Raw genomic sequence first — 22,237 nt, 5'->3', positions numbered from 1 at the left:
ATTCAGCAGGACTTTCAAAATGGGCAGTTTGCCGCGTCGCCACTGGCACGAAATGACAACAGAAGATTTTGGAGGCGGAAACACCGGAGACTGGATTGCCGTTCTCCCCATTGCGGCCATTGAGCAGCATGGGCCGCACCTGCCCGTATTTACGGACACCTGCATTGCGGAAGGGCAGCTGGCTGAAACTATCAAGCATATGCCAGAGGATCTTCCTGTCACGTTTTTGCCCGTTCAGGCCATTGGCGCATCTGATGAGCACATTTCCTATGCTGGCACGCTGACCTATTCATGCGAAACGGCCATGGACACATGGCGGCAGATTGGGGATGCTGTACACAGGGCGGGCATTCGCAAGTTTGTGCTGGTAAGCTCGCACGGGGGCAACAATCCGCTTATGGAGGTGGTGACGAGAGACTTGCGTGTGCGCCACAACATGTTGGCCGTTGGCAGCAGCTGGCTGCGCTATGGGCAGCCGGAGGGCGTTTACCCGAAAGAGGAATCCCTTTACGGCATCCACGGCGGCGATGTGGAAACCTCCATCATGCAGGCCCTTCGGCCAGACCTTGTGAGAATGGATCTGGCCGAGGATTTCAAATCAACACAGCTTCAGGCGATCGAGCAATACAGCTACCTTCGCGCCCATGGACGCCACCAGTACGGCTGGATGTCCGAGGACCTGAACCCGAAAGGGGCCATGGGCAATGCAAAGGCAGCTACACCCGAAAAAGGTCGGGCTTCGCTGGAATTTGCCGCCAAGGAGTTCATCAAGTTACTGACCGATGTGCACGCTTTTGACGTGAACCGGCTCGGGAAACTTTGAAGGCTATTTAAGCTCGCCCATTTCCAAGGCAATTTCCCAGCCTCCAGCGTCAAAGCCCACAAAGCGCTTGGCGCTGGCCTGAACCAGTGGACGCTTGATCAATGAAGGCTCGCTCACCATAAGGGCAATCGCGCTTTCCTTGTCCACCACAGCCTCTTTTACTTCATCTAGCTGCTTGCGCCATGTGGTGCCACGTTTGTTCAAGATCACGTCCGAGCCAAACTCATCCATGAATTCTTTCAGAACCACCGTATCCACACCATCTTTCTTGTAATCGTGAAACGCATAGTCAATGCCAGCGGCCTCTAAAAATTTACGTGCCTTTTTTACAGTGTCACAATTTTTAATGCCGTAGAGTGTCAACACAGCTCTCATCTCCCGTTTCAGTATCCAGTTAGATTTGATAGAAAATTATTCGATCTTTCTTATAAGTGTGAAAGCCAGCGAAAGAACAGGGTGATACACTTGCCTCCACAAGTTCAAAGGTAGTGAGAGGAATTTTGCCCGAATCTACCCTCAAAAGTCGTCGACGGCCTGTACCATGAGCAAGAAACGCCACACTACATCTGGTCACACCAATTTACTGCAAAAATTGAGGCTTTATTCCGGCCTTGTCCTTTTCGTGTTTGCGACCATGCACTTTATCAACCATGCGTTTGGGAACTTCTCCATTGACCTGATGCAGCAAGGGCAGGCGGTTCGTGCATTTATCTGGCAGTCCTATCTAGGCTTTATGGTGCTTTATGCCTCCTTGATCATCCACGTTGTATTTTCTCTTTGGAAGGTGCTGCAAAGGCGTAGTTTCCGTTTGCCATTATGGGAGGCGACCCAGCTGGTACTCGGGCTGATTATTCCTTATTTCCTGTTTGCCCATATCCTGATGACCCGCGGCGCCAGCATGAGTTTTGGCACTGAGGTCGATTACCCCCATGTGCTTTCCGCCCTCTGGCCCGCCTCCTTCTGGCAGCAAAGCGCCCTCATGCTAGTGGTATGGGTGCATGGTTGCCTTGGCATTCATCTGTGGCTGCGCCACCACAGCTGGTATGGCAAAATCAGCCCCTACCTTTTTCTAGTGGCCATTGCCATTCCCATCTTGGCGACAACTGGCTGGACACAGGCTGCCCGCACACTTGTTCTTACAGGTGCACAAGCTACCAACTTCAAACCCGGAGAAGTGGATGTTCTGAAGACCTACATTTTCTGGTCCCGGCAGGCGCTTTTCCTTGTGCTGGCTATCATTGCCCTGATTGTTGTGTCACGAAACATTATCTCCCGTCTGCAAAAGCGTATTGTTGTCACCTACCCCGGCGGGGCCAAGGTTCGGGTTGCCCCTGGCCCGACCCTGCTTGAAATCAGCCGGGAGGGTCATATTCCCATGATGTCCGTTTGCGGCGGCAAGGCGCGCTGCTCAACTTGCCGGACACTGGTTTTGAAATCGGATGAGCCTCTACACAGCCCCAATGATGCGGAAGAGCTGGTTCTCCAACGTATTCGTGCAACAGAGGGCGTGCGCCTTGCTTGCCAGCTCAGGCCCAGTGCCAATATCTCCGTTTACCCCCTGCTTCGAAGCAAGGACATGCCCACCCCCTCCAAAGTGGGCATGGATGCCTATGAATGGGGCGTGGAAAAGCGTGCGGCGATCATGTTTATAGATCTTCGAGATTTCACCAAGATTTCCGAAAACCGGTTCCCCTACGACGTGGTTTTTCTGCTGAACCGCTATGTAAAAGGCATGAGCCGCGTCATTATCGAAAACGGTGGCTTGATCGACAAAATCATGGGCGACGGCATTATGGCGATCTTCGGGATTGAGGAAAAAGGACAAAACGGCTTCCAAGGTGCTATCAAGACCATTTCAAGCGCGGCGAGCGAGCTGGAGCGCATTAACGCCGATCTTGAAAAACAGCTGGATACCCCCTTGCGTATCGGCATTGGTCTACATGCCGGTCAGGTAATTCTGGGCCGCATTGGGCTTAGCACCGGAAATGATCTGGAATCCGGCCTCACTGCGCTGGGAGACACTGTAAATGTGGCCAGCAGGCTGGAAACCCTAACAAAGCAATATGGTGTTCTTGCCATGGTGTCCAACAAGACATTTGCAGTCGCTGGAATGGATGCAAAAGACTTCGGTGAACAAGTGGAAGTGGATATCCGTGGACGGGCGAAACCTCTTAAAGCCACACTCATCAATAATGTTAGTCAATTAGTTCAAGTGGTTACCACCAAGCTTCCCAATACGAAAGCTGCAGGTTGATACATTTTGCGACAATTACGCATATTTTACGCCATAATTTATACGAGTATCACTGCTAGAAGCAACTCTGTCGGGAGATGAAGGATTTACTCTGGAAACGGGCGGCAGTGATACACCCAATAAAATGCTGTGTGTCCAAAACTGCAATGTTCACTGCTGCATGCTCCTGACACTTGGCATGTGGTATCCCCCCATCCACCCATGCCCACCCCGGCCTCAGTACTTCTGATAGGAAGAGCTGAGGCCCCCCCCCTACTCTTCGTCATTCGCACAATTTTCTATATGGAATTTCACGGGCATATGTCGCTTTTTGTCAGCTTCGGTTGACCTTGCCCGCTTAAAGTGGCCAGTAAACTTTTTAAATTATAGTGGTTTTGTATTCACTCTGCTCAGGAAACTAGGAATGACAGCTTTCAGTGCAACAACCGCACAAACGACATTCAAACTGGATATTTCCGGTATGAGCTGTGCTGGTTGTGCCTCTCGCGTAGAAAAATCTCTTCAAAATATTCAAGGGGTTGAGCAGGCACGCGTCAACCTTGCACTGGAAACCGCGGAAGTGAGGGCACAAGATCAGATCAGTGCCCGCGAGCTGATAGAGGCGGTGGAAACCACCGGCTACACAGCCAGCGAACACGAAACGGATGTACAGGCTGCCCGATTCGCGCGGGAGCAGAGCGAACGGGCCGACAGACGGGATGAAAAACACACGTTTTATCTCCTCGTGTTTTCCGCGCTGTTCAGCCTGCCGCTTATTTCGCACTTCATTGCCACGCCTTTTGGGCTGAACTGGAGTTTACCAGCCGGACTGCAATTGTTTCTTGCAACGCCCGTGCAACTTATTGTGGGCGCAAGATTCTACAAGGGCGCTTTCGCAGCGCTACGCCATGGCACCGCCAACATGGATACACTGGTTGCCCTTGGCACCTCTGCCGCTTACGGATACAGCGTTTACCGCATATTCGCCGCTGAGGCTGATGGCAGCGTTCACCTCTACTTCGAAGCCTCCGCCATTATTTTAACACTTGTTCTTTTTGGCAAATATCTGGAGCACAGGGCCAAGCGCTCCACGACGGCTGCCGTACGCGCCCTTGCCTCTCTTCGGCCTGAGACTGCGACCCGCATTATCGGTGATGAGATTGTTGAGGTTCCCATTAACACATTGCGCCTTGGCGATCTTATTCTGGTAAAACCCGGAGAGAGCATTCCAGCCGACGGGATTGTGGTGGACGGGCAAAGTGAGGTGGACGAATCCATGCTCACCGGTGAAAGCCTGCCCGTTCCCAAAGCTATCGAGGCATCTGTTACAGGAGGAACCTTGAATGGGTCCGGTGTTTTGCATGTGAAGACAACAGCTCTGGGCGAAGCGACACGTCTGGCTCAGATCATCCGGCTGGTGGAAGGGGCACAAGTCTCAAAGGCTCCGGTCCAGCGCCTTGTTGACAAAGTCGCCGCGATTTTTGTTCCGGTGATCCTTGGTATTGCTGCCTTGACTCTGACCCTATGGCTTTTACTGGGCGGAAATGTTGATGCGGCCTTTGGCGCTGCGGTGTCGGTTCTGGTTATTGCCTGTCCGTGTGCCTTGGGCCTTGCAACCCCGACGGCTTTGGTGGCAGGAACAGGGGCTGCCGCGCGAGCGGGAATTTTGATCAAAGATATTGAAGCTCTGGAGCGGGCGCACAAGGTGGATACGGTTGTTCTGGATAAGACCGGCACCTTGACCGCTGGCAAACCCCAGTTGGCAAGCCTGCAGGCGTTCGACAAAAAAGAAGACCGCCTTTTGTTTATTGCCGCCACCTTGCAGCAAAGCAGCGAGCACCCGCTCGCCCACGCCGTTATTGAGGCTGCCAAAGCAAACAACATCCGCCTTGGCAAAGCCCATGATGTGCAGGCGATCCCCGGAAAGGGATTGATTGCGGAGCTGGCGGGTCAGCGGGTTTCCATTGGCAATGAAGCCCTTATGAATGAACTTGGCGTTTCCAGCATGATGGCCAAGGGCTTGATTAAGACCTATGAGGCAGCGGGCCAGACGGCTGTAACCGTTGCCCTTGATGACCGTGCCGTAGGCGTTCTGGGCTTTGCAGACCAGCCTAGGGAGAACGCAAAAGAAGCAATTCAGGACCTGAAAAACCGCGGTATTCGCACGGTTATGCTCACTGGAGACGCGGAACGGGTGGCTCAGACAATCGCCCAGCAAGTGGGCGTTGACGAAGTTTATGCCCGCATACAGCCAGAGGGCAAAAATGCCGTAATCCGGAAACTGCAAAAAGAAGGCGCCACCGTTGCCATGGTTGGCGACGGGATCAATGATGCTCCGGCCCTAGCTGCGGCCGACCTTGGTATTGCCATGGGCTCGGGCGCAGATGTTGCAATGGAGGCTGCTGGCATCACCCTCATGCGTTCGGACCCGCAAATGATCGCATCCGCGCTTGATGTTTCCAAAGCCACACTTAAAAAGATACGCCAGAACCTGTTCTGGGCCTTCATCTACAATATTGTCGGAATTCCACTTGCAGCGCTTGGGTTGCTCTCCCCTATTATTGCAGGTACTGCCATGGCAATGAGTTCAGTCTCTGTTGTTACCAATGCCGCCTTGTTGCGGGGCTGGAAGGTGAAATAGCAAGTTGACAGGTGCTTGAACCGACTTCAGGCACCCGTCAATTCTATCGAAAATACACTCTCGTCTTTACAATTTTATAGAATCCGTAGAGCCTTCACTTGGGCACATTTGGTAGCCTCCGTCTTTCATGGGGGGAGCACTTGTCTAAAAGAGAAATCGAACTGAAATTGATGGTTAACGCCGGCACTTTGAAACGGTTGCGAGATCAAAGTGGACCGAAAGGCTATGCTGTGGCCTCGGCTACGCTGAAAAAACTACGTTCCGTTTACTTTGACAGTGAAAACCACGACTTTCGCAGCGCCAAGACAACGCTACGCGTACGCCAGATCGGACCGAACTGGATCCAGACAGTGAAAGCGGGCCGCACTTTGAATGCGGGCCTCTCCAGCACCATGGAATATGAGAGTGACGCCAACGGGCCGCTCCCCGATGCAAGCCTGATCCCTCCCAACACCCTTTCCAAAAAGCTGATGGGCCTTATCGACCAAAAACGCGTTGGCCCCGTGTTTGAAACGGAGATTTACCGCGCAATCAAAGTCTTCTCCACTAACGAGGGGGACGAGATCGAGGTTTCCTTTGACATTGGCGAAGCCCGTGCCGGCAAGAAACAGGCCCCTATAAGCGAGGTGGAACTGGAGCTCACACAAGGCTCGCCTCGCGCCCTGTACTCCCTTGCCAAACACATCATCGGGTCGCAAAGCTTTACCTTTTCCATGCGCAGCAAAGCCGATTTGGGCTACCGGCTAGCACGAAACCAGCCTACTCTCCCGCCAACTTCGTCCAAGGAAGTTGGCCGGTTGTCCTTGACCAAGGATATGAAGAACAGCGAAGCGTTCCAGCTCATCTTGCGCGCCTGCATGGAACGCATTGTCCATGCGCGCGGTCAGGTGATCGATGGTGACCACCACTGTGGAACACAGCAACTTCATCAGGCACTAAACCTACTTTCAGCAACATTCGTAATCTATAAGGATATGCTGGACAAGGATCAGGTGAAACCACTGGCAAGCATAGCCCGCCACTTGATCGGCAGAGTACTTGAGCTGCGAAAACGGGAAACGGTGGCAAGTGACACGGTAGCGTCGTTGGAAACCGCAAGTCCTCTGCCAGAGAGCTTAGAACTTATCCTGTCCCACGCCTGCGAGGCTTTGTGTTCCTCTCAACGGGATTTACGCATGGAGCTTCGCCGCAAACAGACCAACGGTTTTTTGTTTGACCTTGGCAGTTTTATCGAAGTCAAACAGTGGAAAGAGCACCGCGCATTCCAAGAGGGGCCAATCACAAAGATGCCTTTGGAAGAGTTTGCCAGAGAAACAATGCGCAAACGATGGAAAGCCTGTCTGCGGGGCATCAAAGGAATTACAAAACGCGCTCCGGTTCTTGAAAACGGATTTGATAGGAACCTCAAGCGCTTCATTTCGGCTCTGGATATCTTTGGTTCCCTGTTCCCACCGGAAAGTACAGAGCCGTTCATCAAAACCCTGTCCAAAGTGCAAGCCTCCTACCAGCTTGCGGCCTATAGTACTGTGTGCGAGAGATTCCTTTTGCAAAACTCCTCCCATATCCTCCCTGAGTCAGAAGTGCTTATGGCGCATCGGTTTATTGCCGACTGGCACAAAGCCCAAACCTCTGACAAACTGCGGGAACTGGTGGAAGACTGGGAGCACCTTCAAACGCTTCCCAAATTTTGGAAAATGAAATAAGACGGCGCCGCCCCCTCAAGAAATTTATGGTTTAGCGAAAACGCGTCACCGCCTAACTCATTGTGCGCATGTCATTATCTGAAAAACGGCATCCACTTTTCGAAGATAAACTGCCTTGGTCCTCTGCTTTTTCGAGTAAATGATCTTTCCAGAATTCTTCAGTACTCACCTCTTTTGCGAAGGCTCTATAGTCGGCATTTACCTGCCGATTTTTGAGCAAAAAGGCCGTGGCATTTCTCGCAAACCGAAGGAGATTGGCCATGTATTTCCGAAGGGATTTTTCTACTTTGTATCCTGAAAAAGTTTGCGCATCGATTGTTACCACGTAGGGGCGCAGGAAACTCTCAAAAATATTTGCCCGACGATCCAACGGCATTCTCCTGCCTTTTTTATGGAGGACAAATTTTGGCAGGAGGTGGCCGTTAAGCGTTAAAAACCGGAGGAAGGCCCACAGAAAAAAGCTATAATTCCAGACCCCGTTGGGGACGGTTTTCTCAAGGTCGCAGGAGAAGTTTTCTTTAACTTTTTCGTTCTTAGTCAGGTTGGCAAATTGCTGGCGCTTTCTAACCATATCCAGATTGTTTTCCCAAAACTTTGGGCCCGAGAGCACATCTTCCATTGCAATGTTGACGGCGGCAGCACTTTCATAGTGATAGGATGCATTGTACCTATTGAAGTAGCTCCACATCATAGAAACTTTGCCAAAACGGCCAGTGCCAAGTCTCTTGAAAACAGAATGATTGATGAGGTGGTAGCGCATATCCAAATACACAATCAAAGGAGATTTCTTGATTGAGAAAGTTTCCTGATGAGAGGCAACACCGCTTACCCCTATAATCTCGAAGTTATTTGCAAGGGAGAAGTAGATGTCATCCCCCCGAACAAAGAACGGGAAGGTCCAGCTTTCCACTTGATCAATTGGGAAACAGAAGTACCACCATCCGCCATACCTGTTTTCCGAGGCTTTTGGGGTATCAAGAGCGCTCCTTACTACATCCTCAAATTTGCGTAGGTCTTTTCCGCAATGCATCGGCTGACAGCGACGGTGGAAGATTGCTCCGTTCTCCCACATCCTCCACTTTTTCTGCGCCGTAATCATGGCCCCGCTAATGGCAAGGTTAGGCCTTTTTGAATAGCGCAGGACGGAAAGGGTACGGCGAATATTCTCCGGATGGAAAACGGCATCATCATCCATAAACAGAATATGGGAGGACATCTTGTTTTCTTTTGCCTCCAACAGCCCGCGCATAAACCCGCCCGCCCCGCCAAAGTTCCTGTTCTTTATGACATGGCTTTGATCGAACGAAACCGCATCAGTAGCGCCGCCATTATCCACCACCAAAAGGTTAAAGTCGTTTCGAAGATCTTTGTTCTTGAGCATGTAATCTTGAAGCCGGTGTCCGGTGGACTGAACTGCCTCATCTTGTTTGAACGTGGTTATAACCGCAGTCAGGGACACATCATTGCAAGGTGGCCCCAAAACCACATAGTCAGCTTGGATTAGCTTTACATCTGTTTCAGCGACTACTGAAAAGTAAATCAAGCAGTTATCAAAGTCGTCAAGCTCTAGTGGAACAGGCTGGCTGTGCCCTTCCTGCAGTGATACGCGGGCCCTTTGGATAAGCACCGCAGTTTTGTTCAAATCGGCCCTATAGACAAAGACAGTGCAATCGCCTGTTCCTTGAAGGCTCAACGACAACAAATGGCGAGTATCCAGATCAAAGGCATACAAGGGAAACGAGTTGAAATAACTGTTGAAGTGTATCGAGCCACCAGAAGCTACAAAGTAGAAATTGCCTTTAAAGCCTGTCCGCGAATTTTGGGAGAAATGGTAATAAAGATCCGCCTCACCATTGATGTGGTCATCTGGAAAAACCAGCCTCTGAGCTATAGTTGTAGCCACTAGACCGGAGGGAGCTCCCTCTAGGCCCTTGCTTCCAGCTAATCTGTCCATACTGTGAGTGCCCAAAACCGTTTACATCAGTGAGGTGTTACTTTTTCGCGTATCTCAATCCGAAAACCGATGCCCACTTTTCGCGATACGCCGTAATAAAAAAATCAATTTGCCAAAACCAACAGCATTCCAATGCGTCTTATGCTTTCGCTTGAAACCTCAGGCAAAAATTACTTCAGGATCAGGCCCCTATACTTTAGCCCCTAATTCATGCCCCGCGCACCTCTTCAATTTGCGCGGTACTGAACCTTTTGGTCTCCAATAAGTGCCGCTGCAGCTCCAAACGTTCGGAGCCGCAGCAGTGGCATCTTCTTCAGAAGCACTTCCTATTTTCTTCCCTATTAAAGCCTGAGGACAGATTAATAGCCAAGGAAAGCCCCACCGTAATGTCGGCCAAATTTAGCAACGAAGAAAGCCTCAAAGCCATGCACTCTTCCATACTTGGGCTGCAATTTCTCGTAGGAGCTTTTAAGGGTTTTTCGCATGATTTTGGTATCATCCATCCGCTCGACTCCCCAGTGCAATATTTCCTGTTGGATGACCTGCTCAAACTCTACGGTCATATCCCGAAACGCCTTGAGGTCACTCAGGTCTCCCCTCACACCATGGCTGGGGATGTAGAACTGAGCATTCAGGTCCACCAGACGGTTAAGCGCACGAATGTAACCCGGTGAATAAAAGTCAGGAAAATCAAAGGGAGGGACGAGATTCACAAACATCATGTCAGGCGCAAAGACCACATCATCTTGCAGTACATGAAACGCATAGAGGGTTTGAGAGTGGGACCAAGGCATATAAAGTGCATCAATTTCCACGCCCCCTAGTGACAGGCGGGTATCTCCTTCAATCGGCTGCGTCACCTTGGATATGTTTGCACCCAGCTTGGGCCAGTCTGCCACCAGCATGTTGATGTCCCGATGACCAATAACCTCTGCTCCCTCAAAGAGCTCCGAGCCGCGAATATGATCCAGATGATTGTGTGAATAAACAAGCCACCGGACCTTCTCATCAGGAAACGTCTTTGCAAGAGCCTGTTTCATGCCCTTTGCATGGATCAGGCTAAAACAATCGAACACCGCAATGCCCTCGGGTGAGCGCAAGATCATTGAACGGGCAAACTTATGTTCATATGCATAAACCAATCCGTTAACTTGATAGAGTTTCGGGCCGATGCCGTCATACTGGCTGAAGTAATTTGTGGGGATGGCGCGGCTATATGCGAGGGACCGAACTTGGCGGCTCAAGCGGCGGGCACTGCGACGAAAAGCAGATAAACCATTTCCGGTTACTTCCGTGTTCTTTTTGTGGGTAGACATAGCCAATCTCCTATAACCACGTTTTGCTGGGTGTACCTTTTATGTTGTGTTTCGGCTTTGCTATTTCTATACCGATTCGCATAAAATTATTTTAAGGTTAAATAGTCGGCTCTGGAGCTTCCGGATACGGGGAACCAGGAACCTACCCAAACGCTGTAGAGAGCCTGAGACGATCAATTTCGTTCAAAATTTGTTGAGTTGATTTCATCAAGCTACGCCCACAACTATTCCCGAAGGCCGCGCTGAGGGCCGTTGATGAGGGCAAACATGAAAAACTTGAAACTAACGATTTTGCGGGTGGGAGCAGGCTTTTTCGCCATAATTGCAATGTTGACTGGCCTTCGCCAGTTTTTGGGCGGTGTAAACGGTGCACTTGAAGACTATGAACTTGGATATGTACCTTACGAGTCGATTGCCGGACTGGACAATGACCTGCGTTTTCTCGCGGTATGCTGGTTCATTGTCGGGGTGTCGCTTGCGGTTGGTGCCGTGCTGCCCCGCAAGAAACCAGACTTTATCCTACTGGGCCTTCTTGTTGTGGTGCTGGGTGGCTTTGCCCGCCTCTATGGATTTTTAGAGTATGGACCTATTCCTCACGAATACATCCCAATTACGATAGAATTTATTGGCGGTGTTCCCCTATTGCTTCTGTTTGCCAGTTGGCGGCAAGAGGAACAGGGCGCTCCTGCTGGAAATACAAAGAAGCTGGCTTAAACAAGCTCCCTTCCTTTGAAAGGGCAGCCCATAGATCTCCCCCCCCTTTGGTAGTTTGGAAAATGAAATGATTGAAGGCTTGAGCCACATTACTTTTATCGTCGCCGATCTGGACCGGATGGCTGAAATCCTCGTTGAAGGATTGGGCGCTGAGCAGGTTTATGAGAGCGGCGAGAAGACCTTCTCAAAGTCCAAGGAACGCTTTTTCATGGTGGGCAGTCTGTGGATCGCCACGATGGAGGGCGAGGCCCTGCCATCACGCAGCTACAACCATGTGGCTTTTAAAGTCAGCGATGACACATTGGATGGCTACCGCCAACGGCTTGAGCGCATTGGAGTAGAACTGCTACCTGACAGACCGCGCGTTGATGGAGAAGGCCGCTCTCTTTACTTCTATGATGATGACAATCACTTATTTGAGCTGCACACAGGCACACTTGACCAGCGTTTAAAATCATACGCGAAAAAGTAATGTTTCCTGACAAAGATAGGGAAGCAAGCTCTCTTTGACATGAGTGCTCCCCTATCTAGAACTTGACTTATTCCCCCGACAAATCGCCCGGGTTCATACCCCAGCCCTTTTCAATAGATTCCAACACGGAGGCATCGTCTGCTTTGCCTGAAATCACATCGTCAATATCGATTTCTCCGGAGGAAAACTCCGCATCGCGCTGACGTTGTAGAAGCGACTTTCGAGCCTGAACTATATTGAGCGGAGCAGCGGAAATTGTCGCCATTCCCTCCGGCTTGTTTTTCGGCACCATTGGCGGAAGAGAGGTTTCTGCCACAGCCACACTTTCAGCTGCATTAGAGACTTTTGCCCTGATAGAAGCTGTTTGAGTTTCTCCATCATTGGCATCTACAGGTTGTGTTTTCAGTTTCCGGGCAAGTTTTTGGGCCGACAACTGTTCTGCAAGGCGTTTGGAGACTTCTTTTCCAGCTTTACTGCGAGAGCTGGAAAGAGAGGCAGTATCTTCACCGGTCTTTTCTCCCACCGAGAAATCTGGCAGTGACAGGCCCCCAGCCACCTGAACAGGTGTTTCTTGCGGGCCAAACTGAACTTTATCACTGTCAATCGGCAGGTTTGTTTTCTCGATAAAGCTTGGAACCAGTTTCCAATCTACAGTTCCGTCTTTCAAGTCGATTGCCCCACGCCCCTCAATAAGGGACTGGTTGCTTTGAAGGGATAAACCGTTGAACTGGGCTTTGCCTTGGGTAAACGTGACTTCAGCACCCCATGTAACAAAGGGAGTGGAAGCACCATCACTCAAAGGCCATCCTTTAATGGCGCTCACTTTTAAAGTGCGGGCCATCTGATCCAGATCCAGACTATGAAGTCGTCCGTTATCCAGACGGAAGCTGAGGGCTCCTTCTGCATTTCCCCACAGCCGGGCCTGCGTATCCCCTTTGCTCGCCACATCCACTACCGCATTCAAAGTACCTTCAACCCGTGGCAGGTTGGATATTGATGCCAAAAACGGATCGGCGTTTACAGAGCGAAGGGAAATATCGGCTTCCAACGCCGGCATGCCCTGTTCCAGATGGGTCACAATTCGCCCGGAAGCCGCACCGCCATAAAGGCTTGCCTGTTTAAAATCCCAGTAAAGCCGTTCATCTTTTGAATGGGCGTAGAGGGTTGCACTGTCCACCGCCAGATCGCCAATACGAAGGTCTTGCAAATCAAGGTTCAAGTCTATGTTCAAGTGAGACAGATCCAGCGGGATACCGGTGCTGTTTTGTCCATCTTCGCCCTGCCCATTCAAAAAGGTACCATCGACAGACAGGCCGGACATAGCCAGCTCGCCTTTTAGCAAAGGAGTTGCCTCTTGCGTCACATGAATATCGCCTTCCAGCCGTGTATCACCCAAGAAAACCGACAGCTCCTTGACTTGGAGCTCCTCGTCTTGTTGTGAGAACGTACCGGAGGCAGACAGTTTATTGTCCTGCAACACTTCAGGGAGTTCCAGCCCATACCACTTGGCAAACTTGACGAACTGCTCGGTTTCAAAAGACAGGGTATAGCCGCTTTGCTCTCCTGTTGAATAGCCAGCGGAAAAGCGCGGGTTGGCCGCTTTAAGGCTTACGACAAATCCATCTGTCACAGTGCCTGAAAGTTCCAAAGGTTCCCCGCGCCAGTTGGCCTCACCAGTCACAACCGCTGAACTTCCGTCGCCAGAGAAGGTTACATCCAGTCCAAGAGCTTCTAAAGTCTCGCCATCGTCTTTGCGCGCAAGAGCATCTGGCAATTTTATCTGCTCTAATTTTGCGTCTTTCACACGCGCAGTTCCTTCAATATTCAAGTCTCTGGCAAGTGCCTCCAAAGACTGTCCTTGAGCGCTCAAGGTAAGGGAAACCTCCCCCTCTCCCGCAGCAAGGTTTTGAGCGCCTAACATTTGTAGTAGTGTCTGGAAGGGAATTGACGCACCGTTCACTTTTGCAGTTAACTGGTTTTGCTTATCTCCCCGCTCCCAATTGGCCGTGCCTTCCAGCATCAACTCACCTGCCTGCAAGCGAACGTCCCGCAGTTCCAAGCCCTTTTCCTGTAGGGATGCCCTGCCCGTCACTGCAACCGGTTCAAGCTCTGGGGAAACTGGATGGCCTATGCGGGTGAAGAATGCCTCAGGTTTGGAGACTTCAACACTCAACGCCAGATTGCCCAAAGGCGCACCGGCCCAAGTCACCTGCCCCTGCGCTGCAGCTTCCGCTTCGTTTGCCACGGATACAGCCAAATCCACCGAGCTTGGTCTTTTTTCAAAAAATGCAGCCAAAGACCCAAGACGTCCTTCAAAACGGTAGGGAATGTCTTGCGAGGTTACTTGTCCTTCAAGCGTAAGGTCTCCCCCATGCCCAGCGGAAAGCAGAAGAGCATCAAGGTTCGTTAGGGAAACATCCGCTTTTGTCTTCTTGTTTTGATAGCTAAGCTCACCTTGAACGACACGGAGCTCCACTGCACCAGCTGTCTGGAGCGGTGTAAATAGTTGCGTAAGATTGAAACCGGAGGAAGTGCCAGATGTCTCTTCCCCTGTTGAAACTGAGGGAGCCCAGCTGCGCGTTCCATCTTCATCCACCTGCAAATCAAAGCGGGGCTTTTCCAAAATCACATAGTCAATGCCCGGCTCTGCTTGCAAAATGCTCAGCCAGCCAAGACCAAGTACCATACGCTCACTTTGTGCGAACTCGAGCCCGTTTGTGGCCGAGGCGCCGGCAATGCCAACATTTTCGACTTCCAGCACGGGCGAGGGAAGCAGCTTGAACGTGCTGCGTCCATCCAAACGCAGCGCCCAGCCCGTTTGCTTAAAGAAGTTCTTTGCAAAAGCTGCCGTCCACTTTTCTTGCGGAACAAGGCTTGGGGCCATCACCAAGGCACCAATGACCAGCGCCATTAAAGCGCCCAGAAAAAGACTTACTCGTTTCATTCGTTTCGCTATACCCGATTCAGAGCGGCGCTTTTACCCAAAGCATGTAAACCTGTTCTTACCGCAGCTTGGTAAAAAAGTAGCCCCCATGGGCAAGGAAAAAGCGACGAAAATATGGAGCCTTACTCACTTACCCGCAGATCGGCCAAGTTTAAGCGGAATTCGCAACGGGTTTTACACCGGCATTTAAGGGAGAAAACGAGAGAGTTTTCCTTGAGTTTTAACGGTAAAAGCAGGCCCCTCAAAATCGGCATGTAAACATTTGGCATGGGCGTTGCTTCGCGTTACCATTGGTGAGCCCTATAACAAACTGGTATTTCTGATGCTGGACACTTTAAAATCATTTCTAAAAGACCTTACAAAAGGCGATGTAAAAAAACATGGTTATCAGGAGGATGACACGCGTCTGGCTGCTGCTGCTCTGCTTTTTCACATTATTGCTGTTGATGGCACCGTGGAAGATGTGGAGATCGCCGCACTTAACGATACTCTTAAACAACATTACCACCTCGACGACAGCCAGACAAAAGAGCTGATTGAACAAGCAAAGGAACGGGATGAAGAGTCCGTTGACCTTTATGGGTTTACATCGGTTCTTAAAAGGGAGCTGGATGAACAGGAGCGACTGACCATCATCGAGATGATGTGGAAGATGGTCTATGCAGACGGCTCGGTGCATGAGTTCGAAGATAACACGATCTGGCGCGTTGCCGAATTGCTTGGTGTCTCCTCCCGCGACAGAATGGACCTTAAACACAAGGTCGCCCAATCCTATGCAAAAGGGCGATGAGAGAATTCGTGCAAGCAAAGCCCCCACTGAAAACGGTAGATGCTCCCAAAGTCCTGATTATTCTCCATCAAGAAGGCTCGACACCGGGGCGTGTGGGGCACGAGCTGGTTAAACGTGGCTTCCAGCTGGATATGCGCCGCCCCAGATTTGGCAGTCCCCTTCCCGAAACCATGGAAGACCACGCCGGTGCCATCATCTTTGGCGGGCCGCAGTCTGCCAATGATACCGATCCCTATATTCTTCGCGAAACCGAGTGGATCAAGGTTCCCCTTGCCGAAAACAAGCCCTATCTGGGAATTTGCCTTGGCGCCCAGATGCTTGCGCGCCACTTGGGGGGAACTGTGCAGCCCAATGGCAAGGGACGAGTGGAAATCGGGTATTACCCTATTGAGCCAACGCAGGCGGGCAAGAACTTCATGCAGTGGCCCTCCAAGGTTTACCAATGGCATCAGGAGGGGTTTTCTCTTCCCTCAAGTGCGGAGCTTCTGGCCTCGGGACCTGGCGATTTTCCCAATCAAGCCTTTCGTTTTGGAGAGAAGGGTTTTGGGATTCAATTCCATCCGGAGCTGACACAGGCCATGATGCACCGTTGGACCACGAAAGCCTCCGAGCGGATGAAGGACCCGGGAGCACAAAGCAGGCATGACCATTTCTCGGGACGGGAGATCTTCGAGCCAAGAGTTCAACAATGGCTGCGAGATTTTCTAGACCTGTGGATTGGCTACCCCCATGGACAGCAGGAAGTGCCTAAGGAAAGAACCAGTATATAACACGGATTTTACAACTGACCCGCCTGTGCAACGCTAAAAGATGGCTCCCCCCAATACTGTTGAGGAGGAGGCCAAAGAGGTACGACACCGGTATTTCAAGCGAATTCTTGTCGTTTGAAATATAAAAGTTAGAGTGCGAAGCGTGAATGCGAATGAACGCAACGTGCTCTAAAGGGCGCAAGGCACAAGCGTGAACAATACACCAAAACCCAAGACACTTTACCTCCATATTGGCAGTCACAAAACCGGTACAACATCGCTTCAACATAGCCTGTATAATAGCCGTAGGGTTTTGGCGGAGCAGGGATTTAGCGTGTTTAGCATGCAGCCGGATGGCAAGGAGGAGCCTCGCGGGCATGCATACCTTTGGCTGGGGCGCAATACGTCAGACCTGCAAAGTGGCAAAGGGGCTTTCATTTTAGAAAAAGAAAAGCTCGCCCAACAGCTCGCAAACGTAAGCGGTTCTGTTATTTTTTCCAGCGAGCATTTTTCCTGGGTGTTTGATGAAGGCGAGTTGATCCAGTTTCATAAGGCCTTGAGGACGTATTTCGCACAGGTGAAAGTTATCATCTACCTGCGGCGGCAGGATCGTCAACTGATCTCCCATTTCCAGCAATCCGAAAAGGACCGTCACTCTTGGGGGAGGTCATTTTATGGAACCAGCACCAAAGCTATTCCGGACTTTGAGCCACACTTTGATAACTACCTCAACTACCACCAGCGCTTAAAAATCTGGAGCAATGTGTTTGGGAAAAAGAATATCATTCCCCGCGTGTTTGAGGCCAGTCAGCTTCAAAATAGTGATGTAATTGATGACTTTTGCCAGTTGCTCGGCATAGGGCGCATCGAGAAACTAAGGATGAACGAGGCCATTGGGCAGCTTGAAAAGCATTTCTATCATCTGCTTGAAGAAGCCCAGTTCCCGCACGGGCATTTGCGCCGAACACTCATCCAAAACCTGCAGCGCTCGCCACAAGCGCTTCCCAGCAAGAAACAGGCAATTGCCATTTATGAACGTTACCGGGACAGCAACAGACAACTGAACACCGAATTTGGCATTTCCAGTTTACCTGCCTTGTTTAAGGAGGACTTTTCTTTTTATCCCGAGGTCTCCATGAATGGATGGCGGGCGGATCAGGCTGATGAGGCTGTCCGCACTCTGCTTGTCCTGTTGCGGCAGCTGGACGAGGACAGTTTTTTGAATATACGGCGGAATTTACGTTGGAAACAAAGCCTGACCCGTCGCCTCTCCCGCATTTGGGCGTTCCACCCAAAAGCTAAAGGGACGGACCTGAAAAAATCGCGCTAATACCACTCAGTATTAAGGGGAACCTTTGGGTATTTATGGATACCGGCTCGGTGATCGGTATCCCCTTGGAAATAAACAGGGTGTCTCCCCGGACTTGATCCGGGGTCAAGTTACATCGTTATTTGCTGTTTCAGGCTACAGATTTCAGCTTTGGGGGCATAGGCTTTGAGGCGCACAGCAGTGGCTGCCCCTTTGGCAGCACTTCACGACCAAGTGCTTCTTTATAAATGATGGCCGCAAAGCTGTAGAGCGCGGACAAAGAAGTGATAGTCAGAGCATAGCCTGAGGCGACCATAAACGCAGGATCCACAAAGCTGCCCAAAAGCGACAGAGCCAAACCGATGTTCAAGCTGATGGACGTAATCGCATCTTGCAAGGTGTTATGCAGCGCCGCATACATCAAAATTGCAGAATAGATTGCAAACGGCACGGTGAACCAGCCCATATCCGCTGGTGTGCTTTCAAAGAAACCCAGTTCGTTGCCCGTGAGGAGACCACAAAATGCCAGCCAGAAAACGCCGTAGATTGTGAAAGCGCTGTAGCCAAAGTTATTGCCGCTTTTAAATGCCTGAAGGCCAGCGATAAACTGGGCAAGACCGCCCACAAAAAAACCAAGCCAAATGATCGGCCCCGTGCCTTCGAGCAATCCGATGTTTTGCATTTGCAGCGTAAAGGTGGTCATTCCAAATCCAGCGAACCCAACGGCTCCCGGATCACTTGTTTCACTTTGCACGAGGCATCCTCCGAATTCTTTTTTGTCTTGTCAGGCGGTAGGAGTCTAATGGGCGGCTCGCAGGCCCTTGGGCAACCAAAGGACCTGTCTATAAACAAAAATAAAAAAGGTGCGAGCATTTCCTCGCACCTTTGCACGTTTTCATCCGCGTCTGTGTAGTTTCACAGAGGCAAGACCAATCAGTTCCTTATACATCGCTTTTGGATCCCGACTCATTGGCCGGGATGAGCTTGTTACTAATCAAGGTTGTCACCCCGGACTTGATCCGGGGTTCATTTTCAGCCGAACTAAAACGGCTTTTTACAAGACCCCACTAGTACAGGTTGGCCTTACCCCTCAAAAGTTACCAGCAGGTCTTTGGCATCAATCTGGTCACCGCAAGCCACCAGCACTTCTTTCACGACCCCATCCGTTTCTGCATGCAGCGCTGTTTCCATCTTCATGGCTTCGATTGAAAGCAGTACATCGCCCGCTTTCACATCTTGCCCAACACTCACAGCTACGGTGGAGACAACACCGGGCATTGGAGCACCGACTTGGCTCTGGTTGCCCAATTCCACTTTGCGGCGTACCTTGCCCCCTTTTGCACCGTGAGCACGGTCTGCAATGCGAACGCGGCGCGGCTGGCCGTTCAACTCAAAGAATACCCGCTTCTCACCATTTTCATCGGTCTCGCCAATGGCAAGACAGGTGAGCACCATCACCTTGCCCGGCTCCAGTTCGATCATGATTTCTTCGCCAACAGGCAGGCCATAAAAGTAATTCGGCGTGGGCAGAACACTTGTGGGGCCATACATCTCTTGGGAGGATACAAAGTCGGTGAAGACTTTGGGGTACATGAGATAGGAGCTCAGTTCCGTTTCCGCTGCATCTCGCCCCAAAATGTCAGAAAGCTCGTTCTTGCGGGCCTCCAGATCTTCGTCTTTCAGCAAGGACCCCGGGCGAACTGTAATCGGCTGGGTGCCTTTCAGCACCTTGGCCTGCAACGCCTCCGGCCAACCTCCTGGGGCTTGACCCAAATCGCCATGCATCATCTGCACCACGGATTCAGGGAAGGCCACATCCTTGGTGGGGTCCAGCACATCCTCGGGAGTAATGCCTTGCGAGACCATCATCACCGCCATGTCTCCAACCACTTTGGAGCTTGGGGTCACCTTGACGATATCACCGAACATCATATTCACATCTGCATAGGCTTTCGCCACTTCATGCCAGCGGGTTTCCAAGCCAAGAGAACGGGCCTGCTCCTTCAAGTTGGTAAACTGGCCACCGGGCATCTCGTGCAGGTAAACCTCCGAGGCGCCGAAACGCAGATCACTTTCAAAGGCACGGTATTGGGTGCGCACGGCCTCCCAGTAGAACGAAATCTCCCGCATCACTTCCGTATCCAGCCTTGGATCTCGTGAAGAGCCTTTGAGAGCTTCGACAACGGACCCCATACAAGGCTGCGATGTGAGGCCGGAAAGCGCATCGGATGCCACATCAATGGCATCAACTCCAGCCTCGACGGCGGACAAAATACTGGAAGCCGCGATACCAGAGGTATCATGGGTGTGGAAGTGAACCGGAATACCCACTTCCTCTTTCAGCGCCTTAATCAGCAACTTTGCGGCCTGCGGTTTCAAGAGGCCAGCCATGTCTTTGAGGCCAAGAATATGCACGCCAGCTGCTTCCAGCTCTTTTGCCAGATTAACGTAGTATTTCAGGTCATATTTAGGGCGGGCACTGTTGAGGATATCGCCGGTGTAACAGATCGCCGCTTCACACAGCTTGCCTTCTTCCTGCACAGCGTCCAGCGACACCCGCATGTTTTCTACCCAGTTAAGGCAGTCGAACACGCGGAACAGGTCAATACCGTTCTCAGAAGCAGTTTTGATGAAATGACGAACCGCGTTGTCTGGATAGTTGGCGTACCCGACCCCGTTGGAACCACGCAAAAGCATTTGCAGCAGAATGTTTGGTGCTTTTTCACGTACTAAACGCAGGCGCTCCCACGGATCTTCGGTAAGGAACCGCATGGCAACGTCAAACGTTGCACCGCCCCAACACTCCAGCGATAGAAGCTGCGGCAGGCCTTTGGCATAGCTATCTGCAATCTGCGCAATATCGAAAGTGCGCATGCGGGTCGCCAGCAAGGACTGATGAGCATCGCGCATGGTAGTATCTGTGACTAAGACCTGTTTTTGGTCCAGCATCCACTTGGCGAAACCCTCAGGACCCAGCTTATCCAATATCTGCTTGGTGCCATCGGCAATTGGCTTGTTGATTATCGGAATAACCGGCGCGGCGGCATCTGCAGGCGGGCGCGGCCTGCTTTTCACTTCCGGATGCCCATTCACTGTGACATCGGCCACATAGTTCAGCAGCTTGGTGGCACGGTCAGAGGTTTTGATGTTTTCAAACAGCTCCGGCGTATCATCAATGAAACGGGTTGTGTAGTTGTTGGAGCGGAACTCCTTGTGGCTGACGATGCGCTCCAGAAACAGAAGATTGGTGGCAACGCCGCGGATACGGAATTCCCGCAGGGCCCGATCCATACGCTGGCAGACCTGCTCGGCAGTTGGAGCCCATGCGGTAATTTTTTCCAGAAGCGGATCATAGTATCGGGTGATCACCGCACCTGCGTAAGCGGTGCCGCCATCCAGACGAATACCAAAGCCTGTGGAACCCCGATAAGCACTGATTCGCCCATAATCAGGGATAAAGTTGGCTTCCGGATCTTCTGTTGTAATGCGGCATTGGAGAGCATGACCGTTCAAAGAGATGTTTTCCTGAACAGGCACGCCGGTTTTCAGCTCATCCCCAATGCGGCCACCTTCGGCAATGGCAATCTGTGCCTTGACGATATCAATGCCGGTCACCTCTTCCGTAACAGTGTGCTCCACCTGAATGCGCGGGTTCACCTCAATGAAGTAAAGCTCATCCGTGTCTGCATCCATGAGGAACTCAACGGTGCCCGCCCCTTGATATCCAACTGTCCGTCCGATTTTGAGCCCGTACTCGCAAATCTCTTCGCGCTTCTTCTCGCTCAGATACGGTGCAGGTGCGCGCTCAACCACTTTCTGGTGGCGGCGCTGGATCGAGCAATCACGTTCAAAAAGGTGGACGAGATTGCCGTGGCTGTCGCCAAGAATCTGAACTTCCACATGGCGGGCACGCTCCACCAGCTTTTCAAGGTAGACTTCATCTTTCCCAAAAGCTGCCTTTGCTTCACGCTTGGCTGAAACGACTTCGCGCTCGAGGGTTTCCTCATCACGGATAACCCGCATGCCGCGTCCACCGCCCCCCCATGAGGCTTTTAGCATCACAGGGTAGCCAACGCCTTTGGCCAGTTTTTTGATCTGCTCCATATCATCGGGCAGTGGATCCGTTGCCGGAACCACCGGCACACCGGCTTCAATAGCCAACTCACGTGCAGAGACCTTATTGCCCAGTCGGCGCATAGTGTCAGGAGATGGACCGATAAACGTTATGCCTGCAGCAGCACAGGCATCTGCAAACTCGGGGCTTTCGGATAAAAAGCCATAGCCGGGGTGGATGGCGTCAACCTTACGTTCCTTGGCAACTCGCAGAATTTCGTCGATGGAAAGATAAGCCTCGATCGGCCCAAGCCCCTTCCCCACTTGATATGCTTCATCAGCTTTGAAGCGGTGCAGGGCAAGTTTGTCCTGCTCGGCAAACACGGCGACCGTGTCCATGCCCAACTCATTAGCGGCCCGAAATACACGAATTGCGATTTCAGAACGATTAGCGACGAGAATTCGACGAATTTCCAAAAAACACCCCCATTAAATCGATTTAGACTGCATCTAATTACAAACTCGGCATCTGGTTG

The 22,237-nt window shown here is 51.4% G+C and carries 15 protein-coding genes; 9 read left to right on the top strand and 6 right to left on the bottom strand.

The features are described from left to right. The first annotated feature begins 19 nt into the window (after nt 1-19). On the top strand, nt 20-823 hold the full coding sequence (locus P6574_RS02340; RefSeq protein ID WP_310618786.1) for a creatininase family protein: 804 nt from the start codon (nt 20-22) through the stop codon (nt 821-823). 3 nt (nt 824-826) lie between these two features. On the opposite strand, the gene P6574_RS02335 is transcribed toward P6574_RS02340, so the two are convergent. After that, complete coding sequence (locus tag P6574_RS02335; protein ID WP_310618785.1) at nt 827-1,198, bottom strand: ArsC family reductase; 372 nt, start codon at nt 1,196-1,198, stop codon at nt 827-829. Between the two features lie 166 nt (nt 1,199-1,364). On the opposite strand from P6574_RS02335, the gene P6574_RS02330 reads away from it, so the two are divergent. From P6574_RS02330 to P6574_RS02320, 3 genes are all read left to right on the top strand, one after another. Then, complete coding sequence (locus P6574_RS02330) at nt 1,365-3,077, top strand: adenylate/guanylate cyclase domain-containing protein (RefSeq protein WP_310618784.1); 1,713 nt, start codon at nt 1,365-1,367, stop codon at nt 3,075-3,077. A 403-nt stretch (nt 3,078-3,480) separates the two neighbouring features. After that, on the top strand, nt 3,481-5,697 hold the full coding sequence (locus P6574_RS02325; RefSeq protein ID WP_310618783.1) for a heavy metal translocating P-type ATPase: 2,217 nt from the start codon (nt 3,481-3,483) through the stop codon (nt 5,695-5,697). 140 nt (nt 5,698-5,837) lie between these two features. Then, entirely contained in the window at nt 5,838-7,400 is a 1,563-nt protein-coding gene (locus tag P6574_RS02320) for a CYTH and CHAD domain-containing protein (protein WP_310618782.1), read from the top strand. A 52-nt stretch (nt 7,401-7,452) separates the two neighbouring features. On the opposite strand, the gene P6574_RS02315 is transcribed toward P6574_RS02320, so the two are convergent. Together P6574_RS02315 and P6574_RS02310 are read right to left on the bottom strand one after the other, a co-directional pair. Then, nucleotides 7,453-9,354 carry a glycosyltransferase gene (locus P6574_RS02315; RefSeq protein WP_310618781.1) on the bottom strand — a complete coding sequence of 634 codons (1,902 nt, stop codon included), beginning with the start codon at nt 9,352-9,354 and terminating at the stop codon, nt 7,453-7,455. A 359-nt stretch (nt 9,355-9,713) separates the two neighbouring features. Then, nucleotides 9,714-10,670, bottom strand: coding sequence for an MBL fold metallo-hydrolase (locus P6574_RS02310; protein ID WP_310618780.1), 957 nt, complete (start codon nt 10,668-10,670; stop codon nt 9,714-9,716). A 267-nt stretch (nt 10,671-10,937) separates the two neighbouring features. Between P6574_RS02310 and P6574_RS02305 the strand changes: the two genes are divergently transcribed. Both P6574_RS02305 and fosX read left to right on the top strand, forming a co-directional pair. After that, nucleotides 10,938-11,384, top strand: coding sequence for a DUF4345 family protein (locus P6574_RS02305; RefSeq protein ID WP_310618779.1), 447 nt, complete (start codon nt 10,938-10,940; stop codon nt 11,382-11,384). A gap of 67 nt (nt 11,385-11,451) precedes the next feature. After that, nucleotides 11,452-11,856: a FosX/FosE/FosI family fosfomycin resistance hydrolase gene (fosX, locus tag P6574_RS02300; protein ID WP_310618778.1), complete on the top strand. Its 405-nt coding sequence runs from the start codon at nt 11,452-11,454 to the stop codon at nt 11,854-11,856. A 67-nt stretch (nt 11,857-11,923) separates the two neighbouring features. Here fosX and P6574_RS02295 read toward each other — a convergent pair whose 3' ends face one another. After that, nucleotides 11,924-14,800, bottom strand: coding sequence for an AsmA family protein (locus P6574_RS02295; protein ID WP_310618777.1), 2,877 nt, complete (start codon nt 14,798-14,800; stop codon nt 11,924-11,926). Between the two features lie 322 nt (nt 14,801-15,122). Between P6574_RS02295 and P6574_RS02290 the strand changes: the two genes are divergently transcribed. The 3 genes from P6574_RS02290 (at nt 15,123) to P6574_RS02280 (ending at nt 17,669) form a co-directional block, all read left to right on the top strand. Continuing rightward, a complete protein-coding gene (locus P6574_RS02290; protein WP_310618776.1) occupies nt 15,123-15,590 on the top strand; it encodes a tellurite resistance TerB family protein in 468 nt (155 codons plus the stop codon). Nucleotides 15,591-15,598: 8 nt separating this feature from the next. Beyond that, a complete protein-coding gene (locus P6574_RS02285; RefSeq protein WP_310618775.1) occupies nt 15,599-16,360 on the top strand; it encodes a glutamine amidotransferase in 762 nt (253 codons plus the stop codon). Between the two features lie 313 nt (nt 16,361-16,673). Further along, nucleotides 16,674-17,669: a hypothetical protein gene (locus P6574_RS02280; RefSeq protein ID WP_310618774.1), complete on the top strand. Its 996-nt coding sequence runs from the start codon at nt 16,674-16,676 to the stop codon at nt 17,667-17,669. 130 nt (nt 17,670-17,799) lie between these two features. Here P6574_RS02280 and P6574_RS02275 read toward each other — a convergent pair whose 3' ends face one another. Together P6574_RS02275 and pyc are read right to left on the bottom strand one after the other, a co-directional pair. Then, nucleotides 17,800-18,402, bottom strand: coding sequence for an acetate uptake transporter (locus P6574_RS02275; protein ID WP_310618773.1), 603 nt, complete (start codon nt 18,400-18,402; stop codon nt 17,800-17,802). A gap of 329 nt (nt 18,403-18,731) precedes the next feature. Beyond that, on the bottom strand, nt 18,732-22,178 hold the full coding sequence (gene pyc, locus P6574_RS02270; RefSeq protein ID WP_310618772.1) for a pyruvate carboxylase: 3,447 nt from the start codon (nt 22,176-22,178) through the stop codon (nt 18,732-18,734). Between the last annotated feature and the right edge of the window lie 59 nt (nt 22,179-22,237).

This window comes from Pseudovibrio sp. M1P-2-3 (genome assembly GCF_031501865.1).
Classification (GTDB): Bacteria; Pseudomonadota; Alphaproteobacteria; order Rhizobiales; family Stappiaceae; genus Pseudovibrio; species Pseudovibrio corallicola.
Note: the sequence above shows the minus strand (reverse complement) of the source record. Positions and strands in the feature narration are given on the sequence as shown.